Annotated in this window: 20 protein-coding genes, 1 pseudogene and 1 riboswitch; of the genes and pseudogenes, 15 read left to right on the top strand and 6 right to left on the bottom strand. The window is 71.4% G+C overall.

Going from position 1 to position 22,189, the window contains the following annotated elements:
* The first annotated feature begins 249 nt into the window (after nucleotides 1–249).
* The 5 genes from ispG to ACZ499_RS29975 all read left to right on the top strand — a co-directional run bounded on the left by ispG (nucleotide 250) and on the right by ACZ499_RS29975 (nucleotide 5,578).
* Nucleotides 250–1,407, top strand: a complete 1,158-nt coding sequence (gene ispG, locus ACZ499_RS29995; protein ID WP_468679377.1) for a flavodoxin-dependent (E)-4-hydroxy-3-methylbut-2-enyl-diphosphate synthase — start codon at nucleotides 250–252, stop codon at nucleotides 1,405–1,407.
* Between the two features lie 44 nt (nucleotides 1,408–1,451).
* Nucleotides 1,452–3,359: a 1-deoxy-D-xylulose-5-phosphate synthase gene (dxs, locus tag ACZ499_RS29990; protein ID WP_468679376.1), complete on the top strand. Its 1,908-nt coding sequence runs from the start codon at nucleotides 1,452–1,454 to the stop codon at nucleotides 3,357–3,359.
* Nucleotides 3,356–4,753, top strand: a complete 1,398-nt coding sequence (locus ACZ499_RS29985) for an aspartate aminotransferase family protein (protein ID WP_468679375.1) — start codon at nucleotides 3,356–3,358, stop codon at nucleotides 4,751–4,753. Before dxs ends, ACZ499_RS29985 begins: the two co-directional genes overlap by 4 nt.
* A 62-nt stretch (nucleotides 4,754–4,815) precedes the next feature.
* Entirely contained in the window at nucleotides 4,816–5,424 is a 609-nt protein-coding gene (locus ACZ499_RS29980; protein WP_468679374.1) for a helix-turn-helix domain-containing protein, read from the top strand.
* Between the two features lie 10 nt (nucleotides 5,425–5,434).
* A complete protein-coding gene (locus ACZ499_RS29975) occupies nucleotides 5,435–5,578 on the top strand; it encodes a DUF6126 family protein (protein ID WP_371655739.1) in 144 nt (47 codons plus the stop codon).
* A gap of 13 nt (nucleotides 5,579–5,591) precedes the next feature.
* Here the strand turns inward: ACZ499_RS29975 and ACZ499_RS29970 are convergent, their stop codons facing one another.
* Nucleotides 5,592–6,407 carry a tyrosine-protein phosphatase gene (locus ACZ499_RS29970; protein WP_468679373.1) on the bottom strand — a complete coding sequence of 272 codons (816 nt, stop codon included), beginning with the start codon at nucleotides 6,405–6,407 and terminating at the stop codon, nucleotides 5,592–5,594.
* Nucleotides 6,408–6,603: 196 nt separating this feature from the next.
* On the opposite strand from ACZ499_RS29970, the gene ACZ499_RS29965 reads away from it, so the two are divergent.
* From ACZ499_RS29965 to ACZ499_RS29955, 3 genes are all read left to right on the top strand, one after another.
* Nucleotides 6,604–8,715 (top strand): alpha-galactosidase, encoded by a 2,112-nt coding sequence (locus tag ACZ499_RS29965; RefSeq protein ID WP_468679372.1) that lies wholly within the window; start codon nucleotides 6,604–6,606, stop codon nucleotides 8,713–8,715.
* A gap of 386 nt (nucleotides 8,716–9,101) precedes the next feature.
* Nucleotides 9,102–9,267: riboswitch (cyclic di-AMP (ydaO/yuaA leader) on the top strand.
* A 4-nt stretch (nucleotides 9,268–9,271) separates the two neighbouring features.
* Nucleotides 9,272–10,228 carry a M23 family metallopeptidase gene (locus ACZ499_RS29960; RefSeq protein ID WP_468679371.1) on the top strand — a complete coding sequence of 319 codons (957 nt, stop codon included), beginning with the start codon at nucleotides 9,272–9,274 and terminating at the stop codon, nucleotides 10,226–10,228.
* 130 nt (nucleotides 10,229–10,358) lie between these two features.
* Entirely contained in the window at nucleotides 10,359–11,150 is a 792-nt protein-coding gene (locus tag ACZ499_RS29955) for an SGNH/GDSL hydrolase family protein (RefSeq protein WP_385544447.1), read from the top strand.
* 170 nt (nucleotides 11,151–11,320) lie between these two features.
* Here the strand turns inward: ACZ499_RS29955 and ACZ499_RS29950 are convergent, their stop codons facing one another.
* From ACZ499_RS29950 to ACZ499_RS29935, 4 genes and pseudogenes are all read right to left on the bottom strand, one after another.
* Complete coding sequence (locus ACZ499_RS29950) at nucleotides 11,321–12,316, bottom strand: NAD-dependent epimerase/dehydratase family protein (RefSeq protein ID WP_468679370.1); 996 nt, start codon at nucleotides 12,314–12,316, stop codon at nucleotides 11,321–11,323.
* A 92-nt stretch (nucleotides 12,317–12,408) separates the two neighbouring features.
* Entirely contained in the window at nucleotides 12,409–13,206 is a 798-nt protein-coding gene (locus tag ACZ499_RS29945; RefSeq protein WP_468679369.1) for a polysaccharide deacetylase family protein, read from the bottom strand.
* Between the two features lie 262 nt (nucleotides 13,207–13,468).
* A pseudogene (locus ACZ499_RS29940) lies at nucleotides 13,469–14,335 on the bottom strand (pentapeptide repeat-containing protein); the annotation flags it as partial.
* A 119-nt stretch (nucleotides 14,336–14,454) separates the two neighbouring features.
* Complete coding sequence (locus ACZ499_RS29935) at nucleotides 14,455–14,634, bottom strand: hypothetical protein (RefSeq protein WP_468403003.1); 180 nt, start codon at nucleotides 14,632–14,634, stop codon at nucleotides 14,455–14,457.
* Between the two features lie 140 nt (nucleotides 14,635–14,774).
* Here ACZ499_RS29935 and ACZ499_RS29930 point away from each other — a divergent pair, with 140 nt between their 5' ends.
* The 7 genes from ACZ499_RS29930 to ACZ499_RS29900 all read left to right on the top strand — a co-directional run bounded on the left by ACZ499_RS29930 (nucleotide 14,775) and on the right by ACZ499_RS29900 (nucleotide 20,590).
* Entirely contained in the window at nucleotides 14,775–15,215 is a 441-nt protein-coding gene (locus tag ACZ499_RS29930; RefSeq protein ID WP_468679368.1) for a PPOX class F420-dependent oxidoreductase, read from the top strand.
* 97 nt (nucleotides 15,216–15,312) lie between these two features.
* A complete protein-coding gene (locus ACZ499_RS29925; RefSeq protein WP_468679367.1) occupies nucleotides 15,313–16,506 on the top strand; it encodes an MBL fold metallo-hydrolase in 1,194 nt (397 codons plus the stop codon).
* Nucleotides 16,507–16,702: 196 nt separating this feature from the next.
* Nucleotides 16,703–18,616, top strand: coding sequence for a sensor histidine kinase (locus ACZ499_RS29920; protein WP_468679366.1), 1,914 nt, complete (start codon nucleotides 16,703–16,705; stop codon nucleotides 18,614–18,616).
* A gap of 7 nt (nucleotides 18,617–18,623) precedes the next feature.
* Nucleotides 18,624–19,058 (top strand): roadblock/LC7 domain-containing protein, encoded by a 435-nt coding sequence (locus tag ACZ499_RS29915; RefSeq protein WP_101391062.1) that lies wholly within the window; start codon nucleotides 18,624–18,626, stop codon nucleotides 19,056–19,058.
* Nucleotides 19,059–19,060: 2 nt separating this feature from the next.
* Nucleotides 19,061–19,432, top strand: coding sequence for a DUF742 domain-containing protein (locus ACZ499_RS29910; protein ID WP_468679365.1), 372 nt, complete (start codon nucleotides 19,061–19,063; stop codon nucleotides 19,430–19,432).
* Nucleotides 19,410–20,024 (top strand): GTP-binding protein, encoded by a 615-nt coding sequence (locus ACZ499_RS29905; protein ID WP_468402991.1) that lies wholly within the window; start codon nucleotides 19,410–19,412, stop codon nucleotides 20,022–20,024. The genes ACZ499_RS29910 and ACZ499_RS29905 overlap by 23 nt, the downstream gene beginning before the upstream one ends.
* The gene (locus tag ACZ499_RS29900; protein ID WP_468679364.1) at nucleotides 20,021–20,590 is read left to right on the top strand and encodes a GAF domain-containing protein; all 570 of its coding nucleotides are present in this window, start codon (nucleotides 20,021–20,023) and stop codon (nucleotides 20,588–20,590) included. Before ACZ499_RS29905 ends, ACZ499_RS29900 begins: the two co-directional genes overlap by 4 nt.
* A 27-nt stretch (nucleotides 20,591–20,617) precedes the next feature.
* Here ACZ499_RS29900 and ACZ499_RS29895 read toward each other — a convergent pair whose 3' ends face one another.
* Nucleotides 20,618–21,823, bottom strand: coding sequence for an acyl-CoA dehydrogenase family protein (locus ACZ499_RS29895; protein ID WP_468679363.1), 1,206 nt, complete (start codon nucleotides 21,821–21,823; stop codon nucleotides 20,618–20,620).
* Nucleotides 21,824–22,189: the final 366 nt, after the last annotated feature.

Below are 22,189 nucleotides of genomic sequence, written 5' to 3'. Positions count from 1 at the left end.
CGCCAACTGTTACCACCATCCACTTCCCCCTCTCCCCTCCGCCCCCCCCCCCCCCCCCCCCCCCCCCCCCCCCCCCCCCCTTCCCTCCCCCCCCCCCCCCCCCCCCCCCCCCCCCCCCCGCCCCTTCGCGTGAACTCTTGGGGTGGGGTGTGCTCCGGTGCCCCGGCGTGACGTAACCTCGAAGGCTGGAGCCCGCCGATCTCGGGACCTGATCCACACCTTGATCCACACGTTGGGGTTGCACAGCAGATGACCGCGATTTCACTGGGAATGCCGTCCGTGCCGACCAGGCTGGCCGAGCGTCGTAAAAGCCGTCAGATCCAGGTCGGGTCGGTGGCGGTCGGCGGGGATGCTCCTGTGTCGGTGCAGTCGATGACGACGACGCGTACGTCGGATGTCGGGGCGACGTTGCAGCAGATCGCGGAGTTGACGGCGTCGGGTTGTCAGATCGTGCGGGTGGCGTGTCCGACGCAGGATGACGCGGATGCGTTGGCGACGATCGCGAAGAAGTCGCAGATTCCGGTGATCGCGGATATTCATTTCCAGCCGAAGTACGTGTTCGCGGCGATTGACGCGGGGTGTGCGGCGGTGCGGGTGAATCCGGGCAACATCAAGCAGTTCGATGACAAGGTGAAGGAGATCGCGCGGGCGGCGAAGGATGCGGGTACGCCGATTCGTATCGGTGTGAACGCGGGGTCGTTGGATGCGCGTCTTTTGAAGAAGTACGGGAAGGCCACGCCGGAGGCGTTGGTGGAGTCGGCGCTGTGGGAGGCGTCGCTGTTCGAGGAGCATGATTTCCGGGATATCAAGATCTCGGTGAAGCACAACGATCCGGTGGTGATGGTCGAGGCCTACCGGCAGTTGGCGGCGCGGTGTGACTATCCGTTGCACCTGGGTGTGACGGAGGCGGGTCCGGCGTTCCAGGGGACGATCAAGTCGGCTGTGGCGTTCGGTGCGCTGCTGAGCCAGGGGATCGGGGACACGATCCGGGTTTCTTTGTCGGCGCCGCCGGCGGAGGAGATCAAGGTGGGGATGCAGATTCTGGAGTCGTTGAATCTGCGTCAGCGTCGTCTGGAGATCGTGTCGTGTCCGTCGTGTGGTCGGGCGCAGGTGGATGTGTACAAGTTGGCGGAGGAGGTCACGGCGGGTCTTGAGGGCATGGAGGTGCCTTTGCGGGTCGCGGTGATGGGGTGTGTGGTGAACGGGCCGGGTGAGGCGCGTGAGGCGGATCTGGGTGTGGCCTCGGGTAATGGCAAGGGTCAGATCTTCGTCAAGGGTGAGGTGATCAAGACGGTTCCCGAGTCGAAGATCGTCGAGACGCTGATCGAAGAGGCGATGAAGATCGCCCAGGAGATGGAGGGGGAGGGCGTCGCCTCCGGCGTCCCGAGCGTCACCGCGCGGGGCTGACCGGCACCACCGAGAGCTGAACGGGATCCGAAGGGGGCTCCAGCGTGACGATCTTGGAGAATGTTCGGGGGCCGCACGACCTGAAGGCGCTGGACGGCGCTCAACTGGCCGCGCTGTCGCAGGAGATCAGGGATTTCCTGGTCCACGCGGTGGCGCGGACCGGGGGCCATCTGGGGCCCAATCTGGGGGTGGTGGAGCTCTCCATCGCCCTCCACCGGACCTTCGACTCGCCGGTCGACCGCATCCTGTGGGACACCGGGCACCAGAGTTACGTACACAAACTGCTCACCGGGCGCCAGGACTTCTCGAAGCTGCGCTCCAAGGGCGGGCTCTCCGGCTACCCCTCGCGTGCCGAGTCCGAGCACGACGTCATCGAGAACTCGCACGCCTCGACCGTGCTCGGCTGGGCCGACGGACTCGCCAAGGCCAACAGTGTCCTGAACAGGGACGCCCATGTCGTCGCGATCATCGGCGACGGCGCACTCACCGGCGGCATGGCCTGGGAGGCCCTCAACAACATCGCGGCCGCCCGGGAGCGGCCGCTGATCATCGTCGTCAACGACAACGAGCGCTCCTACGGCCCGACCATCGGCGGCCTCGCCAACCATCTGGCGACCCTGCGCACCACCGACGGGTACGAGCGGTTCCTGGCCTGGGGCAAGCAGGTGCTCCAGCAGACACCGGTGGTGGGGCGGCCGCTGTACGAGTCGCTGCACGGCGCCAAGAAGGGGTTCAAGGACGCGTTCGCGCCGCAGGGCATGTTCGAGGACCTGGGACTGAAGTACGTGGGGCCCATCGACGGGCACGACATCGAGGCCGTCGAGTCGGCGCTGCGGCGCGCCAAGCGCTTCCACGGGCCCGTGCTGGTGCACTGCCTCACCGAGAAGGGGCGCGGCTACCAGCCGGCCCTGGACGACGAGGCCGACCGCTTCCACGCCGTGGGCGCGATGGACCCGCTGACCTGCGAGCCGCTGACGCCGTCCAACGGCCCCTCCTGGACCTCGGTGTTCGGCAAGGAGCTGGCCGCGCTCGGCGAGGAGCGGCCCGACATCGTGGCGATCACCGCCGCGATGCTCCACCCCACCGGGCTCACCGAGTTCGCCGCGCGCTTCCCCGACCGGGTCTGGGACGTGGGCATCGCCGAGCAGCACGCGGCCGTCTCGGCGGCCGGGCTCGCCACCGGCGGCCTTCACCCCGTCGTCGCCGTCTACGCCACCTTCCTCAACCGCGCCTTCGACCAGGTCCTGATGGATGTCGCCCTGCACCGGTGCGGGGTGACCTTCGTCCTGGACCGGGCCGGGGTCACCGGCGCCGACGGCGCCTCGCACAACGGCATGTGGGACCTCTCCGTCCTCCAGGTCGTGCCGGGGCTGCGGATCGCCGCCCCGCGCGACGCGGCCCAGCTGCGGACCCAGCTGCGTGAGGCGGTCGAGGTCGACGACGCCCCGACGGTGCTCCGCTTCCCCAAGGAGCCGGTCGGCCCGGACCTCCCCGCGCTGGACCGCATCGGCTCCATGGACGTGCTGCGCCGCGACGAGGACGCGGAGGTGCTGCTCGTGGCGGTCGGGGTGCTCGCGCCCGTCTGCCTCCAGGCCGCCGACCTGCTCGCCGGGCGCGGCATCGGGTGCACGGTGGTGGACCCCCGGTGGGTCAAGCCCGTCGACGAGCAGCTGGCGCCGCTGGCCGAGCGGCACGCGCTGGTCGCGGTCGTGGAGGACAACATCCGTACCGGCGGGGTCGGGTGGGCCGTCGGGCAGGCGCTGCGGGACGCCGGGGTGGACACCCCGCTGCGCGGCTTCGGCATCCCCGAGCAGTTCCTCGCGCACGCCAAGCGCGCCGAGGTCCTCGCCGACATCGGGCTCACCCCGGTGGAGATCGCGGGACGGATCAGCGCCGCGCTGGCGGCGCGCCAGGACGCCGCCGCGGCGGCCGAGAAGGAGAACGACGGATGACCGACGGCGGACCCAAGGGCTTCGACCTGGCCCGGCTCCTCGCCGAGCGCGGGGCCGAGCGCTACGAGCTGCACACCAAGTACCTCAACCACCAGCTGCCGCGCATGCTGCACACCATCGGCTTCGACAAGGTCTACGAGCGGGCCGAGGGCGCGTACTTCTGGGACGCGGACGGCCAGGACTACCTGGACATGCTCGCGGGGTTCGGGGTGATGGGCCTGGGCCGCCACCACCCCGTGGTGCGCATGGCACTCCACGACGTGCTGGACGCCTCACTCGCGGACCTCACCCGCTTCGACTGCCAGCCGCTGCCCGGCCTGCTCGCCGAGAAGCTGCTCGCCCACAGCCCGCACCTGGACCGGGTGTTCTTCGGCAACAGCGGTACGGAGGCGGTGGAGACCGCCCTGAAGTTCGCCCGGTACGCCACCGGCCGGCCCAGGGTTCTGTACTGCTCGCACGCCTTCCACGGGCTGACCACCGGCGCGCTCTCGGTCAACGGCGAGTCGGGCTTCCGCGACGGCTTCGCCCCGCTGCTGCCCGACACGGCGGTCCCGCTCGGCGATCTCGCGGCCCTTGAGCGGGAGTTGGAGCACGGCGACGTGGCCGCGCTGATCGTGGAGCCGATCCAGGGCAAGGGCGTCCACGAGGCGCCGCCCGGCTATCTGCTCGCCGCGCAGGAGCTGCTCCACAAGTACAAGGCGCTGCTCATCGCGGACGAGGTGCAGACCGGGCTCGGCAGGACCGGCGACTTCTACGCGTACCAGCACGACAAGGGCGTCGAGCCGGACCTGGTCTGTGTCGCCAAGGCGCTCTCCGGCGGCTATGTGCCGGTCGGCGCGACCCTCGGCAAGGAGTGGATCTTCAAGAAGGTCTACTCGTCGATGGACCGGGTCCTGGTCCACTCCGCCAGCTTCGGCTCCAACGCCCAGGCGATGGCGGCGGGGCTGGCGGTGCTCGCGGTGATGGAGGACGAGGACGTCGTCGCCAACGCGCGCGTCACGGGCGAGCTCCTGAGGTCCCGGCTCGCCGCGCTGGTCGACCGCTATGAGCTGCTGCACGACGTGCGCGGGCGCGGGCTGATGATCGGCATCGAGTTCGGCAAGCCCTCCTCGATGCGGCTGCGTGGACGCTGGACCATGCTCCAGACCGCCCGCAAGGGCCTGTTCGCGCAGATGGTCGTGGTGCCGCTGCTCCAGAAGCACCGCATCCTCACCCAGGTCTCCGGCGACCATCTGGAGGTGATCAAGCTGATCCCGCCGCTGACGATCGGCGAGCCCGAGGTGGACCGGTTCGTCGACGCGTTCACCGCCGTCATGGACGACGCGCACGGCGGCGGAAGCCTGATGTGGGACTTCGGCCGGACCCTGGTCAAGCAGGCGGTCGCCAACCGGTAGGCGTTTTTGCCTCTGGGGTAAAAAATTTGCCCCAGAGGCAACCCGCTGACTGAATGGAGTGCATGAGCACTCCTGCCGAAGGCGCCGAGGAGCCGTCCGGCCCCGCGCTCCCCGATGTCGCCCCGCGCCTGCGCGACCTGCGGCGCCGCCGCGGCCTCACCCTGGAGGCCGCCGCCCCGCGGGCCGGTCTCTCACCGGCGCACCTCTCCCGCCTTGAGACGGGCGCCCGCCAGCCCTCGCTGCCGATGCTGCTCGCGCTCGCCCGTACCTACGGTACGACGGTTTCCGAGCTGCTCGGCGAGATGCCGCCCGAGCGCGAACCCGTCATCCGGGGAGGCCGCGCCGAGCCCGCCGAGGCCGACGGCTGGACCTACCACCGGGCGGGGCACCCGGGCCGGGCCATGCAGGCCCTGCGCGTGGAGGTCCCGTACGGCACCCAGCGCGAGCTCGTCCGCGTCCACCCCGGCGAGGAGTGGCTCCACGTCCTGTCCGGGCGGCTGCGGCTCACCCTCGGCGACGCCACGCACGAACTCGACCCCGGCGACAGCGCGCACTTCGACTCGCTCACCCCGCACCGGATCTCCGCCGTCTCGCACGGCGGGGCCGCGTTCCTGTTCGTCCACACCCTGCTCCAGAGCCCCGATCCGCATCCGCACCACCCGCACGGCTGAGAGGTACGCCATGTCGCAGAACCAGGGACGGTCCGACGCGAGCACCCAGGAGACGAAGTTCCCCCGGGGGCTCGTGGTCCGGCTCTTCGCCTACTTGATCGCGGGCCACATCTTCGCGGCCTTCCTCTACCTCCTGTTCACGGTCGGCAAATGACCCGCCACGCGGCTTACGCCGCGTCCTCCACCAAGCGCTCCCGCAGCCGCTCGCGGGTCTCGGCCGTGAGGCCCAGGCCCTCGGTCAGATAGCGGTCGGTGGTGCCCCAGGTCCCCTCGATGGTGTCGAAGGCCGCGTGCAGATAGCTGGCGCGGGCGTCGAAGAGGGGGTTGAGCAGCTCCACGATCTCCGCGCTCATCCCGGCCGCGGAGGTGTCGCTGCGGTGCATCTTGTAGCGGCGGTGCGGGTCGTTGGACTTGAGGTAGTCCGCCTCGATGGCCTCCCGCTCGACGCCCACCGCGAGCAGCGACACCGCGATCGAGAGCCCGGCGCGGTCCTTGCCCGCCGCACAGTGCATCAGCGCCGGGACGCTGTCCTCGGCGAGCGCGTGCAGCACCCGGCTGTGCTCGGCCGTGCGCTCGCGGATGATCGTCCGGTACGAGCGGGACATCCGGTCGGCGCCCCGGCCGTCGGAGAGGACCGACCGCAGCTGGTTGATGTCGCCGTCGCGGACCATCTTCCAGAACTCGGCCCCGTCGGCGGGGTCCGTCAGCGGTATGTTCACATTGCGCACCCCGGGCAGGTCCACGTCCGGCCCCTCCAGCTTCTGGTCCGCCGCGTTGCGGAAGTCGAAGATGGTGTGCAGCCCGAGGGTGGCGAGGAAGGCAGCGTCCTGCTCGGTCGCGTGTGCCAGGTGGCCGCTGCGGAAGAGCCGTCCGTGCCGCAGCCGGCGGCCGTCCACGGTCGGCAGTCCGCCCACATCACGGAAGTTGCGCACCCCGGAGAGCTCGGGTTCGGTCGAAGGGACCTGCGGAGTCTGCTGCGTCACGTTCGCTCCTGATGTGGTTCGAAAAAAGATCACGCCGCCTCGATCCGACGATACGACATGGGTTCCCGGGGCAATCATCTCGACGGCCCGACCGGAAGGCGACCCCCTCGCACCCGTTGCCCTCGCGGCGATGGACCCCCGATCCTGTTGCTGGTGTTCGTGCCTGTGCGTACCTGTGCGGAACTGGGGAGTCGGGATGATCGAGACTACGGACGGACGGGTGTGGCTGCTCTCCGGTCGCACCAGCGGCTATGCGCTGCACCTCACGGACCACGGGGAACTCCTGCACCTCCACTGGGGCCCGCGCCTGGCCCTCGCCGACGCCGAGGCACTGGCCGCCCAGCCCCTGCCGCCCTACTGGCCCTTCGAGTCACCACTGGATGGCCAGGAGGAGTACGTGGTGGAGGGCGGGCCCCGTTTCGCGCGCCCCGCGCTCTCCGTACGGACCCCTCGGGTGCGCGGCACCGAGTGGACCTTCGCGGACGCCGTGGTCGACGGCGACGAACTGCGGCTGCGCTTCGCCGACGCCGTGCACCGCCTGGGGCTCACCCTGCACTACCGGATGCGCGACGACGCCGACGTCGTCGAGCGCTGGGCGACCGTCGCCCACGAGGGCACGGCCGGTGACCCGGACCTGGAGCTGCTGCGGGCCGACGCGGCCGTGTGGACGCTGCCGCTGCGCGACGGCTGGCGGCTCAGCCAGCTGCACGGCCGCTGGGCGGCCGAGTCCCGGCTCGTACGGGCCGACCTCACCCCGGGCGACAAGGTGCTCGGCAGCCGCCGCGGCCACACCGGCCACCAGCACCTGCCCTGGGTCACCCTGGACGCCGAGGGCACCGCCACCGAGGAGAGCGGCGAGGTGTACGGGTGCGCGCTCGGCTGGTCCGGGTCCTGGCGCATCGCCGTCCAGCACCTGCCGGACGGCCGGGTGCAGATCAGCGGCGGCGCCGGGTACGACGACTCCGGGCTGCTGTCCCTGGCGCCCGGCGATTCGTACACCACACCGGTCTTCGCCGGGCTGTGGAGCCCGGACGGCTTCGGCGGGGCCAGCCGGGAGTGGCACGCCTGGCAGCTGGCCCGGGTGATCCCGGATGCCGAGCGGGTGCGGCCGGTGCTCTTCAACTCCTGGGAGGCCACCGGGTTCGACATCTCCGAGCCGCAGCAGCGGGCGCTGGCGCACCGGGCGGCGGCGATGGGCGTCGAGCTGTTCGTCATCGACGACGGCTGGTTCGGGGACCGCACCCATGATGCGGCCGGGCTCGGCGACTGGACGCCCAACCCCGAGCGCTTCCCCGGCGGCCTCAAGCCGCTGGCCGACGAAGTGCACGCGCTGGGCATGCGGTTCGGGATCTGGGTCGAGCCGGAGATGGTCAACGCCGACAGTGCGCTGTACCGGGCGCACCCGGAGTGGGTGCAGCACCAGAGCGGACGCCGGCGCACCGAGTTCCGCAACCAGCTCGTGCTCAACCTGGCCCGCCCGGACGTCCAGGAGTACCTCTGGGAGCAGCTGGACGGACTCCTTTCGAGCGCGCCCGTCGACTATGTGAAGTGGGACTTCAACCGCTGCTTCACCGACGCGGGCTGGCCCGGCGAGGAGTATCCGCAGAAGCTCTGGATCGAGCATGTCCGGGCGCTGTACGGCCTGTTGGAGCGGCTGCGGGCCGCGCACCCCTCGGTCGACTTCGAGTCCTGCTCGGGCGGCGGCGGCCGGATCGACCTCGGCATCCTCTCCCGTACGGACCAGGTGTGGACCTCCGACAACACCGACCCGCTGGACCGGCTCGCCATCCAGGACGGCTTCAGCCAGCTGCACCCGGCCCGGGTGATGGCCGCCTGGGTCACCGACAGCCCCAACACCCTGCTCAACGGCCGCCGCAGCAGCCTGCGCTTCCGCTTCGGGAGCGCGATGGCCGGGGTGCTCGGCATCGGCGGGGACCTCACCCGGTGGAGCGAGGCCGAGCTGGCCGAGGCGCGCGGGTGGGTGGAGCTGTACAAGGCGATCCGGCCGGTGGTGCAGCTCGGGGCCCAGTACCGGCTGCGGCCGCCGCGCGGGGGGCTCAGCGCCGTCCAGTACGTGCGCGGCGACGACACCGTGGTCCTCGCCCACCTCCAGGCCCAGCGCTACGGCGAGCGTCCCCCGGCCGTACGGCTGCGCGGTCTGGACCCGGCGGCGGCCTATCGGTGCCTCGACACCGGGGCCGTACACAGGGGAGCGGTATTGCTGCACCGGGGTCTGGACACCGGGCTGCGGGGCGATCTTGATGCGGCGGTGTTCCGTTTCCGGCGGCTTGGCGAACTCCCGGCATAAGGAATTCGCGCTCTTGGCACGCCGAAGATCTCCATCGGGATGCACTGACCAAAAGTGGACAGAATGGGGCGATAGGTGGCGGGAAGGGGTGAATCGGCTAGAACTTTAGCCCGGATTGGGCGATTTGGTGGCTCCTGTCCATCTCCCCGGCGGGAAGGGGAGGTTGCCCGTGAGCAGCGTCATATCCGTGACGTTCCGTGGTGGCGGCCCGAATGAATTCCCCGTTCCGGCGGGGCCTGTTGGGAATTCCCGTCGACGCAGGGTGACCAGAATTCCCGGAGGAATTCCCGGCCGGGAATGCCGAAGGCGAATGGGTACTTGTCGTGACCCGCCGGGCTCGCTTACGGTCACCGCAATCCGGGTGGACCGCCGAATCCTGCCACCGCTCGGAATCCGCACCCATCCACGCGTGGCAGGAGCGGGGGACCCAGGTAAGCGCCGTCCGGAATTCCGGCACGGCTCGGGGTGAAGCCGGAACACCGCACGCGGTGCCCGGCCGGGCAGCTCCAGCCCGAACCCGACAGCTCACCTCGCAGGCGCCGGAGAGGAATCCGCCATGCCCGCGAAGGGTAAGCACCGCCGTCCCAAGTCCAGCCCGATATCCCGGGGCATGGTCGCCGCCGGTACGGGCGGCGCCGCGCTCGCCATCCCGCTGCTGGGCGCCACCGGCGCGCACGCCGCGGTGAAGACCGCCGCCCCCGCCACCGCGCCCCAGCAGGCCGTCCGCGCCGCCGGGACCTTCATCGCCGCTCCGGCCGCCGCCCCGCAGGCCGTGCCCGCCACATACAAGGTCAAGAGCGGCGACTGCCTGTCGCAGATCGCCCAGGACCACCGGCTCGGCGGCTGGCAGCGGCTCTACAAGGACAACCGCGAGGTCGTCGGCTCCGACCCGGCGCTGATCCGCCCGGGCATGAAGCTCACCCTCGGGGCCAAGGTCCCGGGCGGCGGCGCGTCGCACGGCTCCGCCAAGGCGAGCGGTTCGCACGACTCCGGTACGAAGAAGTCCGCCCCCCGCACGGCGAAGTCCTCCCCGGCCGCCTCCGCCCCCAAGGCGGCCGCCGCCGCCGACACCTCCTCGTCCGCCACCGCGAACCAGGGCTCCGCCTCCGGCTTCCGCGCGCCGCTCGACAGCGTGAGCATCGGCACCCCGTACCGCATGGCCGGATCCATGTGGTCCAGCGGCTACCACACGGGCGTCGACTTCGCGGCCGACACCGGCACCACGGTGAAGGCCGTCGGCGCGGGCACGGTCGTCTCGGCCGGCTGGGGCGGCGCGTACGGCAACCAGGTCGTCATCCGGCACGCCGACGGCATGTACTCCCAGTACGCCCACCTCTCGCAGTTCTCCGTCTCGGCCGGGCAGACCGTGACCGAGGGCCAGCAGCTCGGGCTCTCCGGCGCCACCGGCAACGTCACCGGCCCGCACCTGCACTTCGAGATCCGTACCACGCCCGACTACGGCTCGGACGTCGACCCGCTCGCCTACCTCCGCCAGCAGGGCGCGAACCTCTAACGACCGTTGCCCCGTCGGCAATTGGCGCGTATTCCCGCTGCGGGAAACTGACCGGGTGGTCTATATCACCCATCGTCAACCCCTCCTTACGGTCGCGTAGGTCACACCCATAAGGGAAAGATGTGGTCTCGTGGCAGACGATTCGAGATCATTCAGCAGCGGTACGTTCGGGTCGTACACGGCGCTCGGCGACAGCTTCACGGAAGGCGTCGGCGACCCCGGCCCGGACGGGGCGTTCGTCGGCTGGGCGGACAGGTTCGCCGTGCTACTGGCAGACCAGCGACCGGAGGGGGCCTTTCGCTACGCCAATCTCGCGGTCCGCGGTAGGCTCCTCGACCAGATCGTCGAGGAGCAGGTGCCGCGGGCCAAGGAGCTCGCGCCCGACCTGGTGAGCTTCTGCGCGGGGGGCAACGACATCATCCGGCCGGGCAGCGACCCGGACGACGTGGCCGAGCGCTTCGAGCGCGCCGTGGCCGACTTGAAGAGCGCGATCCCGACGGTCATGGTGACCACCGGGTTCGACACGCGCGGGGTGCCGGTCTTCAAGCATCTGCGGGGCAAGGTCGCCACGTACACCGCGCACGTGCGCTCCATCGCGGACCGCTACGGGTGCCCGGTGCTCGACCTGTGGTCGCTCAAGTCCGTTCAGGACAGGCGGGCGTGGGACGGCGACCGGCTGCATCTGTCGCCGGAGGGGCACACCCGGGTCGCGCTGCGCGCCGCGCAGGTGCTCGGGCTGCAGATCCCCGCCGACCCGGACCAGGCGTGGCCCCCGCTGCCGCCGCGCAACACCCTGGACGTGCGGCGCGACGACATCCACTGGGCGCGCGAGCACCTGGTGCCGTGGATCGGACGACGGCTGCGCGGCGAGAGCTCGGGCGACCACGTGGAGCCCAAGCGCCCGGATCTGCTGCCCCTCTGACGCATCATCAGCGCCGTATCGGAGCAGCTTTCCTCAGTGCGGTGCGGCCCCGCGCCCCCATAGGGGCGCGGGGCTGTGGCATGTGCGGCTCCGCCGAGACGGGGGTCCCCCTGTTCGAGTGAAGCCGAGAACTTGGGGGAGCGACCGGCCACAGACGGCCCGCAGCCGAATCACCGCTGCGTCAGCAGCCTCCGCTCCGTCTCCGGGTCGAGTCCGACCCGGGGGCGGTCCGGCCGCTGCGGAGCCTCGCCGCCGATCGATTCGAGCCAGGCCCAGGTGTCGGCGACCGTCTCCTCGACGGGACGGCAGCGCAGCCCCGAGAGCACGGCCTTCCACACGTTCGAGCCGTGCATCGTGCGGTGCAGCTCGCCCGGCGGAATCCACACCGGCAGGTGGTTCCAGGGCTCGACCCCGGCGGCCAGGATCGGCTCCGGGTCCGTCCAGCGCAGCTCCGCGCCGCCGCCGGTGACCCGTACGCATGCCTCAAGCAGCTCGCCCATGGTGGTGTGGTCCGGCGGGGAGACCAGGTTGTACGGGCCGCAGAGCCCGAAGTCGGCCGCGCTCACGATCCACTCCGCCAGGTCCCGGGCGTCGATGAACTGGACCGGCAGATCGCGCGGCCCCGGCGCGAGCACCTCGCCGCCGCGCGCCATGCGCCCCAGCCACCACGGCAGCCGCCCGATGTTCTCCCACGGGCCGAGGATCAGCCCCGCGCGCACCAGGAGCGAGCGGTCCGGGCCGAACTCCTGGACGGCGGCGAGCTCGCCGCCGCGCTTGGCCTGCGGATAGTCCACCTCGTCCCCGGCGTCGGGCGAGCCGTCGACCGGCGGCGCGCCCTCGTCGGCCTCGGCCGGGACCGGGTCCGCGTACACGGACCGGCTCGACACATAGACGTACCGGGCGGCGCGGCCCTGGGCGAGCAGCCGGGCGGCGTCGCGCACCGCCGAGGGCGCCCCCGACCAGGTGTCCACGACCACGTCCCACCGCCCGTCGGCCAGCGCCGCCAGGCCGCCCTCGGCCGTCCGGTCGCCGAGCAGTGTGCGCACGCCCTCGGGCGGCTCGTGGCGGCCCCGGTGGAAGACCGTCACCTCGTGCCCGCGCGCCACCGCGGCCTCGGCCACGGCGCGGCCGACGAATTCCGTACCACCCAGTATCAGTAGCTTCATGGCCGCAACTCTGCCTGCCGGAAGGGGTCCTGAGAACCGTTGCATGCTGAGGGCGAAATCCTGGCCGTGCCCATGCGCGGCCCGAGGGAGCGTCAGGGGCGGTAGAGCTGGCCGGGCTTCGGGGCGGCGGGGGCGAGCAGCTGGGGCACGGTCACGAAGGTGAAGCCGCGCGCTTTGAGGGCGTCGATGATCCCGGGCACGGCGGGCACGGTCCCGTCGTAGATGTCGTGCAGCAGGATGATGCCGTCGCGGTCGGCCTGGTCGAGGATGCGCTCGGTGATCAGGGCCGAGTCGTTGGTGGAGTAGTCCTTGGCGGTCGCGCTCCACAGGATCTGCGAGAGCCCCAGCTCCTTGCTGACCTTGGTGACTTCCTTGTTGGTGCGGCCCTGCGGCGGCCGCATCAGGACCGGCTTGCGGCCGGTCAGCTTGGCCACCGCCTCCTGGGTGCGGTTGAGCTCGGCGCGTATCTCGTCGGGCTTCAGGTTGTCCAGGCGCTCGTGCGACCAGGTGTGGTTGGCGACCTCGTGCCCCTCGGCGGCGATGCGGCGCACGGTGTCGGGGTACTTCTCGACGTGGTTCTTGCCGAGCAGGAAGAAGGTGGCGTACACCTTCTTCTCCTTGAGCGTGTCGAGCAGTTGGGGCGTCTTCTCGCCCGGCCCGGCGTCGAACGTCAGGGCTATGCATTTGGCCTTGCGGCAGTCGACCCCGGCGGCGGTGCCCGCGGCGGCGCCCGCCGCGGCCTTGCTGTCGAGCGCGTCGTTGCGGGCGGAGCGCGGCGAGACGGCGCCGTCGGAGCAGCCGGTCAGCGTCAGGCCGAGTGCGGCCACGGCGACCAGCGCGGCGGCCGCCCGCCCCCGGGCACGACGCACTTCGGAATTGCTGCTGCGCATGACGCGACTCCCTTTCGGCCTGGGCCAGAACATGAGGGGGACTATACGTGAGGTGTATACACGGCATGCATAGTGGGGTGGCCCCGAGCCCGTACGGGCCCTGCGGGTGGGCGATCGGCTACTTGCGGCGGGACCCGGCCGGGCCGGAGCCCCTGCGCCGGGAGGCGCCGGGCTTGCCGGACGGGCCGCCCTTACGGCCGGAGGCGGCCGGGGTGGCGTCCTTGCGCCCGGACGGCACGGGCGGGGCCGAGGTGCCCTTGTCCCAGTGCGACGGGCGCTCCAGGCCCCCAGGCAGCACCGTGCCCGCGTCGCCCCGCGCCGCGTTGACCTGCGTCTGGGTGAGGAAGAGGCAGTCGGTGAGGTCCGCCCCGGCGAGGTCCGCGTCGCGGAAGTCCGCTCCGATCACATCGGCGAGCCGCAGATCCGCCCCGCTCAGATCGGCCGCGATGAGGTACGCGCCGCGCAGGTCCGCACCACGCAGATCCGCGCCCCTGAGCCGGGCCCCGAACAGATCGGCGCCCCTGCGGTCCTTCTTCTTGCCCCGGACCTCGGCGCGTACCAGCTCGCTGGTGCGCAGCAGCAGGGCGTTCACCTCGGCGCGATGCGCGGCCACGTCCAGTTCCAGGAGCGTGTCCACGTCGCTGAGCGTCAGGCGCTCGATCCTCTCCTGCGCGGCCGCCACCTGGCGGTGGACCGGGCGCGCCGCCGGGCGGGCCTGCGCCTCGGCGAGGTACCAGAGCAGCTCTTGGAGCTGGCGCATCACCGGGAGCGCGGCGAACATCTGCCGCGACCCGTCCGGGGACTCCCGCCAGTTCTGCCCGGCAAAGGTGACTTGGGAGATCTTCTGGCCCGCGCCGAAGCAGTCGTACACCGTGCACCCCTGGAAGCCCTTGGGACGCAGCTTGTCGTGGATGCCGCAGCGGAAGTCCTGCTGGAGGTTGGGGCAGGGGTCCCCGACGGCCTTGTCGATCGCGAAGTCCGTCGACCGGGAGAACGCCAGCGCGACGCAGCACAGGCCGAAGCAGTTCGCACAGTCGGCCCGCAGCGCGGAGCGGTCGTCCGCCGGTCCGGGCGCCGCGGCGACCTGCTCATGTACGCGGTTCTCGGATGTCTCGGACAAGGCGGGCATTCTCCTGTGGTGTCGATCGGCCCGGGGCGGCCGCGGCGGGGTATGCCGCAGGCCCGGCGCGGACATACGGCGGGCCGAGCCTATCGCCCGGCCGGAGCGCCCAGAGGGCGGCGGCGGGGCTACGCGGCCTCGTCGAGATCGGCGGTCGTGGCCGCCGCCCACAGCGTGAGCAGCCGCTCGTACTCCTCCGAGGGCCAGCCGCCGTCCGGGTCCGCGCTGTCGACGAGCTCGCGAATCGCCTCATTGGCGGCTTCGGCGTCCGGCAGTACGGAACCAGGGAGGTGGGCGGTAGGGGACATGCGTCCAGCCTAAGCGCACGGTCCGACAATCGGCCCCGAATTGTCACTGCCAGGTCCATCACACAGTCGTCGGCCATCCCCCACATCACCTTCACCACGCGCGCGGGAATCGGGGGTGGGCGCGCGCTGTTCCAGTGGCCATGACGGCATTCGACGCACACGAGGAAGCACTGCTCAAGCTGGTCGCGGCGGAGAAGGGCGGCGTCCTCGCCACCCTCAAGCGCGACGGGCGCCCGCAGCTTTCCAACGTGAACCACGCGTACTACGCGGAGGAGGGCGTGATCAAGGTCTCCCTCACCGACGACCGCGCCAAGACGAAGAACCTGCGCCGCGACCCGCGCGCCAGCTACCACGTCACCAGTGACGACCGCTGGGCCTGGACCGTGGCCGAGGGCGTGGCGGACCTCTCCCCGGTGGCCGCCGACCCGCACGACGCGACCGTCGAGGAGCTCATTCAGCTGTACCGGGACGTCCAGGGCGAGCACCCGGACTGGGACGACTACCGGCGGGCCATGGTCCGCGACCGGCGCGTGGTGCTCCGGCTGCGGGTGGATCGTGCCTACGGGCAGCCGCGCGCCTGAGCCGCCCCCGGCGGGTCCCTGCCGCGTAACGGCGCCGTTCCCGCCTTGTCGTACCCGCCGCACATAATGGAACGACCCCCGAGCCCCAGGAGGTGCCGTGACCGGCGCTGGATCTCTGCTCCCACTCCGCTCCCGGCTGCGCGAGCTGCGCCCCGCCGCGTTCGGGGCCGACCCGGCGGGGGAGCGCCTGGAGCGGATCCGCCGCTCGCCCAACTTCGCGGACGGGGTCTTCCAGAACCCGGAGGGCGCACGGACGCGGCCGTCCGGCTCGATGGTGGAGTTCGCCAAGATCTACTTCGAGAAGGAGCAGCGGGCCCTGCGCGCCCCGGTGGGCAACATCCCGGTGCACGCGACGACGCTCGCCGACCTCGCCAGGCCGCCCGCCACCGGGCTGCGGCTCACCTGGATGGGGCACTCCAGCGTCCTCGCCGAGATCGACGGCCGCCGGGTACTCTTCGACCCGGTGTGGGGCGAGCGCTGTTCCCCCTTCGCCTTCGCCGGGCCCAAGCGCCTGCACCCGGTGCCCGTCCCGCTGGCCTCACTCGGTCCCGTGGACGTCGTGGTCATCTCGCACGACCACTACGACCATCTCGACCTGCCCACCATCCGCGCCCTGGCGGGTACGGGGACGGTGTTCGCGGTCCCGCTCGGTGTCGGCGCCCATCTGGAGTACTGGGGCGTCCCGGCCGACCGCATCCACGAGCTCGACTGGAGCGAGTCGACGAAGGTCAACGGGCTCAGCCTCACCGCCACCCCCGCGCGCCACTTCTGCGGCCGCGGCCTGCGCAACCAGCAGCACACGCTGTGGGCCTCCTGGGCCGTCACCGGTCCCGAGCACCGGATCTACCACAGCGGTGACACCGGCTACTTCGACGGCTTCAAGGACATCGGCGCCGAGCACGGCCCGTTCGACGCCACGATGATCCAGATCGGCGCGTACAGCGAATTCTGGCCGGACATCCATATGACTCCGGCCGAAGGCATGCGGGCCCACCTCGACCTCCAGGGCGGCCGGCCGCACGGCGTGATGCTCCCGATCCACTGGGGCACCTTCAACCTCGCCCCGCACCCGTGGGCCGAGCCGGGCGAGGGGACGATGGCCGCCGCCGCGGCGGCCGGCACCGGGATCGCGCTGCCCATCCCGGGTGAACCCTTCGAACCCACCTCGGAAAACGTGCCGTCCGCGCCCTGGTGGCGCCCGGTCGCGCCGACCCCGGCGGGCGGCTGGCCGGTGCACACCCGCAAGCCCGCCAAGGCGGGAGAACAGGAGGCGGCGCCGGTCGTCTCCTAGGAGATGTGTCGGCATTTCGCGCTGCTGTACGAGGCGCCATACCAGAGCGGGACGCGGCAGGGGGAACTTTTCCAACTGCGCACCGAGGGTGATGGGTTGACCACTACTGTGAGTGGCCGATGATCAACGCGGGCCCATATCGGTTGAGTCGGGCCCGGGACCACGATCTCTGGGACCCCACGTACCGAGGACGCAGATGTCTCATCTTCGCGCACCCGCCGCGCGGTCCGAACGCCGCGAGGGCGGGCGGCACGGACGTACGGCACACCGGCCGCAGCCCCCGGCCGCACCCGCGAGCGCCCCGGCTCCGGCGGGCCGGCCACCCAGCGGGCAGCGGCCGGCCACCGAGGGCCGCATACGACCCCAGCTGCTGCGCACCGCGGTGCTGCCCGCCGTGGCCGCCGTGCTGTGCGGCGTGGCCGCCGTCGTCTTCACCCTCCACTCCACCCACGCCCACCCCTCCAAGATGCTCTGGGCGGCGCTCGGCGGCATGGCGGTCCTCGCCGCCGCGTCCGTGGCGGCCGCCGCGGCGGGCGCCGACCGGGCCGCCAAGACCGTGCTCGGCCGCGCCAACGGGCTGCGCCGGGGCAGCGCCCGCTCGGCCGCCGACCTGCGCACGGTGGTCGACGGACTGCGCCGCGGCGACGGCCCGCCCACCCGCCGCGGACCCGTTCAGCTCCCGCCGGACGCCGATGAGTTCGAGCTCCTGGCGCACGAGCTGAGCCGGTCCCACGAGGCGGCCGTGACCGCTGTGGTACAGGCCTCGCAGCTCTCCAGCAGCGTCGGCAACGAGCAGAAGGTCGAAGTCTTCGTCAATCTGGCCCGTCGGCTCCAGTCCCTCGTCCACCGCGAGATCCAGCTCCTGGACGAGCTGGAGAACGAGGTCGAGGACCCCGAGCTGCTCAAGGGCCTGTTCCACGTCGACCACCTCGCCACCCGTATCCGCCGGCACGCGGAGAACCTCGCCGTCCTCGGCGGCGCCATCTCCCGCCGCCAGTGGTCCCACCCGGTGACCATGACCGAGGTGCTGCGCTCCTCGATCGCCGAGGTCGAGCAGTACCCCCGGGTCAAGCTGGTGCCGCCGATCGACGGCACGCTGCGCGGCCACGCGGTCGCCGACGTCATCCACCTCCTCGCCGAACTCGTCGAGAACGCCACGCTGTTCTCCGCCCCGCACACCCAGGTGCTGCTGCGCGCCCAGCTGGTGACCGCCGGGCTCGCCGTCGAGGTCGAGGACCGCGGTCTGGGCATGCCCGTCACCGAGCAGAGCAAGATGAACGCGCTGCTCTCCGACCCCGATCAGGTGAATGTCGCCCACCTCCTCCAGGACGGCCGGATCGGCCTGTTCGTGGTCTCCGCGCTGGCCCGCAGACACGGCATCGCGGTCCGCCTCCAGACCAACATCTACGGCGGCGTCCAGGCCGTACTGGTGCTGCCACAGGGCCTGTTGGGCGCCGACTCCGAGAGCGTCAAGGACGGGCAGACGGCCGATCGGCAGCCCCTCCCGGAGCCCGCCAGCCCCCCCCTCCCGGCCCACCCCCAGCCCCCCGTCGGCGCCCCGCAGACGCCCCCGCCCGCGCCCGTCCCGCCCCCCGCCGCGCCGGTGCCGCCGCCCGCGCACCGCGCCCCGGCACACGACACGCCCGCGCACGGCACCGCGCTGCCGCCCCTGCCCCGCCAGCCCCAGCACGGCGAGACCGTGTCCACGCACGGCACGACGCCGCTGCCGGTGCGCGCCGCCCACGAGGAGCGGCCCAACCCGGCCGCCGCCCTCCCCGGCACCCACCGGGCGCCGGGGGAGGCCGCGGTGCCTCCGATACCCGTGGCGAACGGTACGGTGCGCGGCGCGGGCCGGCCCGATCTGCCCCGGCGCCGCAGCCAGGAGCACCTCGTCCCGCAGCTGCGGGACGCTCCGGCCGCACGCAAGGAGGACGAACACGCCCTGCACGACCCGGGGTTGATGGCGGCGTTCCAGCGGGGCATCGGTCTCGCCGAGTCGCAGCCGGCCCCGCACGACAGCCCCGCCGTACCGCAACCGCACCCGCCCCACCCCGCACAGCCGTTACCTCACCCCCAGGCAGAAACTGACGCCGACCACTCCAAGGAGTAGATGCACCATGGCGAGCGATGCGCCGACCGGACACGTCTCGGACCTCGACTGGCTGCTCAGCGGACTGGTCCAGCGGGTGCCCTACACACGCAACGCGGTCCTGCTCTCCTCCGACGGGCTGGTGAAGTCCGTTCACGGTCTGGACGTCGACAGCGCCGACCACATGGCGGCCCTGGCCTCCGGGCTCTACTCGCTGGGCCGCAGCGCGGGTGCGCGCTTCGGTGACGGCGGCGAAGTCCGCCAGGTGGTGGTGGAGCTCGACTCCACGCTGCTGTTCGTCTCCACGGCAGGCTCGGGCACCTGTCTCGCCGTGCTCGCCGGACGCGAGGCGGACGCGGCGGTGCTCGGGTACGAGATGGCGATGCTGGTGAAGAGCGTACGGCCCTACCTCGTGACGCCGGCCCGGCAAGGCGCCGGGACACCGAGCGGCACGAGGCACTGAGCGTGCCGGCCCCGCAGGACGGCCCATGGCTCGACGACGCGGCCGGGAGGCTGATCCGCCCGTACACCGTGAGCAACGGCCGCACCCGGCCGACCGCCACGCTGGACCTGCTCTCCCAGGTGGTGGCGACCGGGCAGCCACCCCAGACGCACCTCGGGCCCGAACACTCCCAGGCGCTCGGGCTCTGCGAGGGGCCGACCTCGGTGGCGGAGATCGCGGCCCATCTGCGGCTGCCCGCCGTCGTCACCAAGGTGCTGCTGTCCGACCTGGTGGACTGCGGGGCGGTGACGGCCCGCGCGCCCCGCTTCCACCACACCCCCACCGACCGTTCTCTGCTGGAGGCAGTGCTCGATGGCCTACGACGAAGGCTCTGACGTCAGCCCCGCCGTGGATCTCTTCCCCACCGCGCTGAAGATCCTCGTCGCCGGCGGCTTCGGGGTCGGCAAGACGACCCTCGTGGGCGCGGTCAGCGAGATCGAACCGCTCTCCACCGAGGAGCTGCTCACCACGGTCAGCGTGGCGCACGACAGCCTCGAAGGGGTGGAGTCCAAGACCACCACGACGGTCGCCATGGACTTCGGGCGCATCACGCTCGACGACCGGCACGTCCTGTACCTGTTCGGCACGCCCGGGCAGGAGCGTTTCTGGTTCATGTGGGACGAGCTCTCCGAGGGCGCGCTCGGCGCGGTGATCCTCGCGGACACCCGGCGCCTGGAGGACTGCTTCTCCGCCGTGGACTTCTTCGAGCGGCGCGGGATCGGCTTCCTCGTCGCGGTCAACGAGTTCGACGGGGCCTACCGCTACACCCCGGACGAGGTCAGGTCCGCCATAGACCTCAAGCCGGAGGTTCCCGTCGTGCTCTGCGACGCCCGCATCGGCAGCTCCGGGATCGGGACCCTGGTCACCCTGGTCCAGCACCTGTTGTCCACCTTCCCGGCCGCCACCAGCCATGGAGCGCACACATGACGTACGACCCGACCGGCCATCTGCTGCTCACTCCCGTCGACCGGGAGGCGCCCGTCCGTGTACAGCGGCTGCGCCAGCTCGGCATGGGGGAGCATCCGGATCCGGCGTTCGACGAGTTCGCCCACAGACTCGCGGAGGTCACCGCGGCGCCCTATTCGATGGTCAACTTCATCGACGAGAACCAGCAGTTCTTCGCCGGGCTGCACACCCCGGAGGGGGCGCACGCGGGCACCGATCTGAACGCGGTGGCCGCGTCGGGCGGGGTGAGCCGGTTCATGGCCCGCGACCACGGCTACTGCCCGCACGTCGTGGTGCGCCGCAAGGCCCTGGTCCTGGAGGACGTCTGCGACTACCCGCGCTTCGCGGGCAACCCGGTGGTCGACGAGATCGGCATCCGCTCCTACCTCGGCGCCCCGCTGATCGACCGGACCGGGATCGCGCTCGGCACCATCTGCGTCGTCGACACCGAGCCGCGGCCGTGGGGCCGGGCCGGCCTTGAGACGATCAAGTCGATGGCGGCCGAGCTGATCGAGCAGATCCACCGCCGGGAGGACGGCGGCTTCTGACCGCCGCTACGCCGGTTCCCCGTGCGGTCAGTGGGCCGCCGCGAACTCCTCCGTGCGTACGGCATCGTAGAGCCGCTGTGACCACTGGCCCTTCGTCGTGCCCAGCGCCACTTCGGCCAGCCGCAGCAGCTGGACGTCCGTGGTGCCGGCCGGGGCGGAGATGTGGTGTGCGTCCCGCAGGTACCGCTCGATCGGGCGGTCGGTGAAGAGACCGGCCGCCGCGTGGATCTCCATGGCGCTGCGCGCCGAGTCGAGCGCGGACTCCACGTTGACCACCTTGGCGTTCATCAGCTCCGCGTCGCACGGCAGGCCGTGGTCGAGCAGGTGCACCGCGTGGTACGCGGCGAGCCGGGCCGTCATCAGCCGGGACTGCAGCTGCCCCAGCTTGATCTTGATGTTGGGCAGTTCGTACAGCGGCTTGCCGTAGCGGATCCGCTCGGTGCAGAACTTGGTCGTCTCCTCCAGGATCGCCTGGTGGATCCCCAGTGAGACGGCCGTCAGATTGGGCCGGCCGTACAGCACGCTGGAGGAGTAGGCCACGGCGAGCCCGTCGCCCTCCTCGCCCAGCCGGCTCTCCACCGGCACCCGGCAGTTGTCGAAGTAGAGCTCGCCGAAGCTGAAGCCGTGCAGGCCCATCGTGTCGCGCTCGGCGCCGAGCGAGAACCCGGGCCGGTCGGGCTCGACGAGGAACGCGGTCAGCCCCCGGGAGCCGGGGCCGGTGCGGACGACGACGCCGTGCACATCGCCGACATGGCTGTTTCCGACGTACACCTTGCGGCCGTTGAGGACGTAGTCGTCGCCGTCGCGGACCGCGCTCGCCGTCATCCCGAGCACATGGCCGCCGGACTCGGGCTCGGTCACGGCGATCGTCGGAAGGCAGTCACCGGCGGCGATGGCGGGCAGCCAGTGCTTCTTCTGCTCCTCGCTGCCGAAGTGGACTATCTTGGCCACGCCCAGCTGGGAGGCCTGCGCCATGGCGCCCATGGCGCCGCTGACCCGGGACAACTCCTCGATGATGATGGTCTTCCCGAGGTGTCCGACGCCCATTCCCCCGTACGACGGGCTGACGGTGGCCGCTATCCAGCCCTGCCGGGCGATCAGCCGGGACAGGTCGTACTGGACGGAACGTGCCGCCTCCATCGCCGCTATCCGGGGCCGGATCTCGCGTTCCGCGAACTGCCGTACATGCTCCCGTAGTTGATGATGCGGGCGGCTGCTGAAGTATCCGTCCATGGCGAGCCCTCCTCCGCGAAACGCCTGCTCGTAACGGTGTTCGAGCAGGTGGTGCATCGGCAGTGGTTCCCGTCCCGAAGAGGCCGACCTCATCATGTTGTTGATCATTCGGTGGCGCTTCAACGTCCTTGTCAACTTTGGCCAGAACGCGGCGTGTTGACGTTTGACTACTGGCGTGTTCTGTGAGGTTGGCCTCCTCGGTTCCACCCGGTTGGCATTCCCCGGTCTCCACTTCTTGCCACATGCCAAGGGCAAAGGTTTCGTGGGCATCCGGCACTGAGGGACAGGCTTTGGTCCCAGATGTGCACGAGGACGGCCTCCAGGAACACCCCGGGACGCGATTGGGCGCCGGGCGTGAACGCAATC

This window comes from Streptomyces sp. NPDC031265 (assembly GCF_055570295.1).
Note: the sequence above shows the minus strand (reverse complement) of the source record. Positions and strands in the feature narration are given on the sequence as shown.

What these genes read in the sequence shown, in the direction of transcription:
- ACZ499_RS29975 (WP_371655739.1), top strand. Translation starts at nt 5,435, where the DNA reads ATGTCGCAGAACCAGGGACGGTCCGACGCGAGCACCCAGGAGACGAAG.
- ACZ499_RS29930 (WP_468679368.1), top strand. Translation starts at nt 14,775, where the DNA reads ATGACGGCATTCGACGCACACGAGGAAGCACTGCTCAAGCTGGTCGCG.
- ACZ499_RS29945 (WP_468679369.1), bottom strand. Translation starts at nt 13,206, where the DNA reads ATGCGCAGCAGCAATTCCGAAGTGCGTCGTGCCCGGGGGCGGGCGGCC.
- ispG (WP_468679377.1), top strand. Translation starts at nt 250, where the DNA reads ATGACCGCGATTTCACTGGGAATGCCGTCCGTGCCGACCAGGCTGGCC.
- ACZ499_RS29965 (WP_468679372.1), top strand. Translation starts at nt 6,604, where the DNA reads ATGATCGAGACTACGGACGGACGGGTGTGGCTGCTCTCCGGTCGCACC.
- ACZ499_RS29950 (WP_468679370.1), bottom strand. Translation starts at nt 12,316, where the DNA reads ATGAAGCTACTGATACTGGGTGGTACGGAATTCGTCGGCCGCGCCGTG.
- ACZ499_RS29920 (WP_468679366.1), top strand. Translation starts at nt 16,703, where the DNA reads ATGTCTCATCTTCGCGCACCCGCCGCGCGGTCCGAACGCCGCGAGGGC.
- ACZ499_RS29905 (WP_468402991.1), top strand. Translation starts at nt 19,410, where the DNA reads ATGGCCTACGACGAAGGCTCTGACGTCAGCCCCGCCGTGGATCTCTTC.
- ACZ499_RS29980 (WP_468679374.1), top strand. Translation starts at nt 4,816, where the DNA reads ATGAGCACTCCTGCCGAAGGCGCCGAGGAGCCGTCCGGCCCCGCGCTC.
- ACZ499_RS29895 (WP_468679363.1), bottom strand. Translation starts at nt 21,823, where the DNA reads ATGGACGGATACTTCAGCAGCCGCCCGCATCATCAACTACGGGAGCAT.
- ACZ499_RS29900 (WP_468679364.1), top strand. Translation starts at nt 20,021, where the DNA reads ATGACGTACGACCCGACCGGCCATCTGCTGCTCACTCCCGTCGACCGG.
- ACZ499_RS29915 (WP_101391062.1), top strand. Translation starts at nt 18,624, where the DNA reads ATGGCGAGCGATGCGCCGACCGGACACGTCTCGGACCTCGACTGGCTG.
- ACZ499_RS29935 (WP_468403003.1), bottom strand. Translation starts at nt 14,634, where the DNA reads ATGTCCCCTACCGCCCACCTCCCTGGTTCCGTACTGCCGGACGCCGAA.
- ACZ499_RS29985 (WP_468679375.1), top strand. Translation starts at nt 3,356, where the DNA reads ATGACCGACGGCGGACCCAAGGGCTTCGACCTGGCCCGGCTCCTCGCC.
- ACZ499_RS29960 (WP_468679371.1), top strand. Translation starts at nt 9,272, where the DNA reads ATGCCCGCGAAGGGTAAGCACCGCCGTCCCAAGTCCAGCCCGATATCC.